This window comes from Marinitoga hydrogenitolerans DSM 16785 (assembly GCF_900129175.1).
Classification (GTDB): Bacteria; Thermotogota; Thermotogae; order Petrotogales; family Petrotogaceae; genus Marinitoga; species Marinitoga hydrogenitolerans.
This window is the reverse complement of record NZ_FQUI01000064.1, coordinates 1-6,695: the sequence shown is the minus strand read 5'-3', so window position 1 is coordinate 6,695 and position 6,695 is coordinate 1. Positions and strand designations below refer to the sequence as shown.

5 protein-coding genes and 1 other RNA gene are annotated in these 6,695 nt (G+C 29.1%); all 6 read left to right on the top strand.

Annotated elements, in window-relative coordinates:
- Nucleotides 1-1,389 (top strand): methyl-accepting chemotaxis protein (locus BUA62_RS10920; RefSeq protein ID WP_143148346.1); only part of this gene is annotated, 1,389 nt, incomplete at its 5' end.
- A gap of 101 nt (nucleotides 1,390-1,490) precedes the next feature.
- Nucleotides 1,491-2,756, top strand: coding sequence for an amidohydrolase (locus tag BUA62_RS10915; protein WP_084670802.1), 1,266 nt, complete (start codon nucleotides 1,491-1,493; stop codon nucleotides 2,754-2,756).
- A 97-nt stretch (nucleotides 2,757-2,853) separates the two neighbouring features.
- Nucleotides 2,854-3,765, top strand: coding sequence for a tRNA modification radical SAM protein MnmL/YtqA (locus BUA62_RS10910; RefSeq protein WP_072866072.1), 912 nt, complete (start codon nucleotides 2,854-2,856; stop codon nucleotides 3,763-3,765).
- Nucleotides 3,762-4,087, top strand: an RNA gene (gene rnpB, locus BUA62_RS10905) — RNase P RNA component class A. Before BUA62_RS10910 ends, rnpB begins: the two co-directional genes overlap by 4 nt.
- A 104-nt stretch (nucleotides 4,088-4,191) precedes the next feature.
- Nucleotides 4,192-5,352 (top strand): hypothetical protein, encoded by a 1,161-nt coding sequence (locus BUA62_RS10900; protein WP_072866071.1) that lies wholly within the window; start codon nucleotides 4,192-4,194, stop codon nucleotides 5,350-5,352.
- 95 nt (nucleotides 5,353-5,447) lie between these two features.
- Entirely contained in the window at nucleotides 5,448-6,629 is a 1,182-nt protein-coding gene (locus tag BUA62_RS10895) for a class I SAM-dependent rRNA methyltransferase (protein ID WP_072866070.1), read from the top strand.
- The last annotated feature ends 66 nt before the right edge of the window (nucleotides 6,630-6,695 follow it).

Here is a 6,695-nt window from a genome sequence, read left to right as displayed (position 1 = left end):
ATAGTAGGAAAAGACAAAATAATGAGAAGTAATCTAAAAGGGGAAGAAACGATATTAAAACAAAAAGTAGAAACGAAATATGTAGAAAAGGCATTAAAAGGAGAAGAAGGATGGGAAATAGGAAAGAATTACAAAGGAGAAGAAGTATTAGCAGCATACGCACCATTTAAATATAAAGAAATAGAATGGGCATTCATATCAGAAATATCGACAAAAGAAGCATTCAAAGCATCAGAAAAGATAAAAACGATATTAATAATAACATCGATAATAATATTAATAATATCAATAGTAATATCATTAATATTTGCCAAAAAGATATCAAAACCATTAATAGAATTGAGTAAAAAAGTAGACAAATTTGCAACAGGGGACTTCACAGTAGAATTTGAATCAAAAGGAAAAGACGAAACGGCAATAATAGCGAAATCATTGCAAAACATGTCAAAAAAATTAAGAGAAACAATAAAATGGTTACTAGAAGCGGGACAAAAGATAGAAGAATCATCAGAAACATTAACAAAAGTATCAGAAAAGACAAAAGAAGCAAATGGAGAAGCATTAAGAAAAGCGAAAAAAATAGAAGAAAACGCAGAAAATGCAGCAGCAACAACAGAAGAACTAACATCAGGAGTAAATGAAGTATCAATAGCAGCGCAAAACGTATCAAGCAATGCAGTAGAAATAGCGCAAGAAGTAAACGAAACGACACAACTAACAGAAGAAGGAGAAAAATCAATAACAGAAATAACAAAAATAATAGAACAGGCAGTAGAAAAATCAAAAGAAACAGAAGAAACAGTAGAAATATTATCAGAAAAAGCTGCAAACATAGGAGAAATAGTAGAAACAATAACAAACATAACAGAACAAACAAACCTATTAGCGTTAAACGCAGCAATAGAAGCAGCGAGGGCAGGGGAAGCAGGAAAAGGATTTGCAGTAGTAGCAGATGAAATAAGGAAATTAGCAGAAGAAAGTAAAAAAGCGACAGAACAAATAGCGCAAATATTGACAGAAATCAAAGAAGGAGCGCAAAACGCAAACAAAGCGACAGAAGAAACAGCAGGAGTAATAAACAAAGTAGAAAAAAATGCAGAAGAAATAAAAGAAAAATTCCAAAAGATATTAGAAAGAGTAGAAAACATAAACCAGAGGATAGAAGGGTTAACAGCAAACGCAGAAGAGCAAAGCGCATCAACAGAAGAAATGGCAGCGGCAAGTGACAAAACAGCACAAATGATATTAGAGATATCAAATGAAATAACAGAGATAACAAAAGACGTGGAAGAAGAAAGTAAAGAAATAGAAAACGTAAACAAAAAAGCAGAAGAACTAGAAAAACTGGTAGATCAATTAAATGAAAAATTAAATCAATTTAAAGTATAAAAATAAAAATCCTCGGCTTCGCTGAGGATTTTTATTCTATACTTAAAAAAAGTTAACGTTAATATGCTATAATTATAAAAACAAATTTTTGGGGTGGTAATATGAAAAAAATCTTAAAAAATGCGTATGTTTTAATGAGTGCAGATGCGGTTATAAAAAAATTAGACATATTAATTGATAATGGAATAATCATTGAAATTTCTGAAAATATAGATGGAGAAAATGCGGAAATTATAAATTTAGAAAATAAATTAATCACGCCAGGTTTTATCAATACACACACTCATTTAGCAATGAGTTTATTCAGAGGTATAGGGGATGATTTAACTTTAGAAGATTGGTTATTTAAAGAAATGTTTCCCAGAGAAGATTTATTAAATGATGAACTAACATATTATGGATCGTTAATATCAATACTTGAAATGTTGTCAAAAGGTGTAACAACAGTAGTTGATATGTATCTTTTTATGAAAGGTTCAGCAGAAGCGGTGAAAGATACAGGCATTAGAGCCTTTTTGACTAGGGGTCTTGGGTATGATAATGATGATGGATGGAAACGAAGAATAGATGAAACATTGTATTTATTTGAAAATTATCATAACAATTATAATATAAAAATAGGGTTTGGTCCCCATGCACCATACACCTGTCCAATGAATAAATTAGAAGAAATAGCTGAGTTGACAAAAAAATATAACACATTTTCAACTATTCATTTATACGAATCTATTAATGAAAGAGAAATGTACACATTTGAAGATTTAGAAAAAACTGGATTGTTTAAAAATGATGTAATAGCAGCACATTGTGTTCATGTTGATGAAAAGGATATAAAAATATTAGCAAGAAATGAAATAACTGTAGCGCATAATCCTTCAAGTAATTTAAAATTAGGTAATGGGATTGCTCCAATTTTAAAAATGTTAGAACATGAAGTAAATATAACTTTAGGAACAGATGGAGCAGCAAGTAATAATACCTTAAACATTTGGGATGAGATGAGATTTGCAGCATTATTACAAAAAAAGAATGGACCTGAAAAATTTAAAACAGAAGAGGCATTAAGGATGGTTTGGGAAAACGGTGGATATGCTTTAAATGAAAAAATAGGAAGATTGGAAGAAAATTATTTTGCAGATTTAATTGTTATAGATTTAGATTCATTAGAATTTTATCCAAAAGATATAAATAGAATTAAATCGCATATTGTTTATTCACCTATAAACAAAGTATATGCAACAATGGTAAATGGGGAATGGGTTTATTATGATGGTGAATACCCAAAATTAAAAGGAAAAGAGTATTTTGAAAAATTTCACAAACTATATTTTGACATAGAAAAGAAGTTTAATTCTCAAAAATCATAAAAATTTATTGGATTGTTTAATTTAAATATATCTAAAAGCTTAATCGTTTTTTCAAAAGAATTATGAAAGTTAAATTTATAAAAAAGGAGAATGAGAAGTGCTATATAATAAATTAAGTGATTATTTAAAAAAAAGATATGGAGAACGCGTTCAAAGATTGCCAATAAATGCAGGGTTCACATGTCCTAATAAAACAGGAGTAAGAGGAACAGGTGGGTGTATATATTGTGAAGAAACCGGCAGTGGATTTGCATCTTTATCACCTAAAACTCCTATAAATGAGCAAATAAAATTTATGATTGAAAGATATAAAGGAAAAGCAGATAAATTCATGGCATATTTTCAATCAAATACAAACACATATGCGCCAGTTCATGTATTAAAAAAAATATATGATTCAGCATTAATAGATGAAAGAATAGTCATTTTGGATATTTCAACAAGACCCGATACAGTTGAAGAAGAGAAATTAGATTTAATAGCATCTTATAAAGAAAAATTAGATGTTTATCTTGAATTTGGATTGCAAAGTGTGAATTATAAAACTTTAAAAATACTTAAAAGAGGTCATACCTTAGCCGAGTTTATAGATGCAGTAAATAGAGCTAAAAAAAGAGAAATAGAAATAATAGTGCATATGATTATAGATTTACCATGGGATAATAAAGAAGATATAATAGAAGGAGCAAAAATATTATCATCTTTAAAAGTGGATGGAGTGAAATTACATTCATTATATATAGCTGAAAATACAGTGTTAGGAGAAATGTATAAAAAAGGTGAAGTAAAACCATTATCATTAGATGAATTTATAGATAGAAATATATTATTTTTAGAATATTTAAGTCCGGATATAGTTATACATAGACTTGCAGCTGATCCTCCAAAAACAGGAGTATTGCATGGAAATTGGGATATGTCAAAAATAAAAATAATAAATTATATTGAAAAAGAAATGCGAAATAGAAATACATTTCAAGGAAGACTATTTAACTATTTAAATAGATAGTGGGGCGATCGGTCGCATGACGAAATACCATTCGTCATGAGGAAAGTCCGGACTCTAAGGGCAGGGTGCCGGTTAACTGCCGGGAGGAGAGATCCTCGGAATAGGGCCATAGAAATGAAAACCGCCATTGTGTGGCAAGGGTGGAACGGTGAGGTAAAAGCTCACCAGCATCAGGGTAACCTGATGGCTTGGTAACCCCCACCTTGAGCAAGGTCAAATAGGAAGGATAAGCTTGCCCGGCATGCTTATTAGCTCCTTCCAGGTAGACCGCTTAGATAAATGACCGATAAAACAGAATCCGGCTTATAGCCCCGCTATTTTATTGATTTTTTGAAATAAATGGGGTATAATATAAATAGGATATTAATCTTTTTTTAAAAAGAGTCGATGAATATAGAGAAAATATTAGGAAAGTGAGGGGGAAATATGAAAAAAATTTTGATTGCTTTAGTATTGAGTTTAGTTGTTTTGTCATTTGCACAAATCGATGCTTTATCACCATGGAATAAAGATTTAAACCCAGCTTTAGTTTCATGGTCAGTCAGAGGTTTTATTGATTTAGGTATCGAATTAAAAACAGGACTGGTGCAAGAAAGTTTAAAGTCTCTGGATAAAGCAATTGATTTAAATCTATTTGGAAATGAAGGAAATTATTATGATTTAAGTAGTTCTGAAGTGCTTGGTAGAAATGTAAGTTTTGATATGTTTGCAAAATTAAAATTAGGTAGTTTTGTTTTAGCTCCAGAATTTACTATACAGAATATTGATAAACATAATTTTGAAACTCTTGATTTTAGAAATGCATTGTTGGCAAGAGGTGGATTACATATAGGACTAAAAGGGGAAGATTTTTCCTTTGGTGGTACTATAAAAAGTTATATTCCAGTTTTCGATGTTGTAAGAAGAAATAATGGTGAAGAGTATTTCCTAATAACAGCATTCCCAAATGAGATAAATAATCTCCCATATGATTACTCATTATTATATGATGGTCCAAATAAAATATTTAATGAAATGGATATGCTTATGGATAAATTATTAAATAATGGAATTATCACATTAGATGTTGGTTTTGTTGCAGGAAAAGATTATCCCGCAATAGGTTTTGGTGTAAAGGATATACCTATAGCTCAAGGTATTGGTATATATAAATATGATACATTTGCAGAAGTACATTATAGTACAGAAACATTGGAATTTAACGATTTTGTTATTGCAAATTATAGCAATGACCAAATGGTTTCCAGATTTGCACCATGGAAAATGACATTTTTTATAACATTACCAATATTATTAGATTTCGTTCCTTCTATAGAATATGCACCAGAAACAGAAGATTTTGTATGGGGAATAGCAGCTGGAAAAAGATTATTCTGGGGATTTTTACCATTTTGGGCAGAAATTAAAAATTATAATATAAATACAGATTATGATGTATTAAATTACTGGACATTTAATGGTGGGATTGGAGTAAATGTTTATTTAGGTGAAATACATGCTTCACTGAGCACAGAAGCATTAGAACCAGAAAATCTTTTTAATGCAAGAAATACGGCAATAAATGTTAATATGGCTATAGGATTTTAAATTAAATTTAAAATAAATAATACTAAAAACGCCCGTGAAGGGCGTTTTTATATGATATAATAATATTGTTTAAATAAAACATAAGGAGAGATAAAATGACAAACATATATTTGAAAAAAAATATAAAATCCAGAGTAGTGAATGGGCATTCTTGGATATATGAAAATGAAATAGAAAGAATAATGGGAGATTACAACAATGGAGATATAGTTGATGTGTTTTTAAATAATAAATTTATAGGAAGAGGGTATATAAACGACAATTCCAAAATCAGGGTTAGATTACTAACGAAGAAACATGAAACGATCAATTTTGAATGGGTGAAAAATAAAATAGAAAAAGCATATAAATATAGAAAATTACTATTTAATAATGAAAAATCATTTCGATTAATTTTTGGTGAAGGGGACTATTTTCCAGGTTTGGTAATAGATAAATTTGAAGATTATTTTGTAATTCAGATAAACACATTAGGAATATATAAATTAAAAAATTACATATTAGATGCTTTAATTGAAATTTTTAACCCGAAAGGTATATTTGAAAAAGATGATAAAAAAAATGCGAAAATTGAGGGATTTAAATATATTGAGGATTGGATATATAAAAAAGGTCCGGAATTAATACCATTTGAAATTAATGGAATTAAGTTTTTTGCCGACACATTAGGACAAAAAACAGGTTTTTTTTTGGATCAAAGGTATAATGCATTGAAAGTAAAAGAATTGTCTTTTAACAAGACAGTATTAGATGGATTTTCATATACTGGTAATTTTGGTATTCATGCTTTAATTGGAAATGCAAAACACGTGACATTTTTAGATTATTCAGATAGAGCGTTATATGTATTAGAACAAACACTAAAAGTTAATAACATATCAAGTGACAAATATGAGTTATTTGAATCAAATACATTTGACCAATTAAGAAGATTTGATGAAGCTAATGTCTATTTTGATTTTGTAATAATAGATCCACCATCATTAGCAAAATCGAGGAGCTCAATAAAAAATGCAATAAGAGGATATAAAGAATTAAATCTAAGAGCAATGAGAACAACAAAAAACAATGGATTAATAGCAACAGCTTCCTGTACACAATTAGTGTATGATGAAGAATTTAAAAAAATAATATTCGATGCAGCTAAAGACAACAAAATATTTTTGAAACAGATTTTTAGAGGATCACAATCACCAGATCATCCGGTGTTGTACAATATATTAGAAACGGAATATCTTAAATTTTATATATTTGAAATAGAGAATTTTAAATTTTAAGGAACCTTTTGGTTCCTTTTTGTTTTTATTATTAATTGAAAAAAATTTCATTAAAAAAGAATAAAT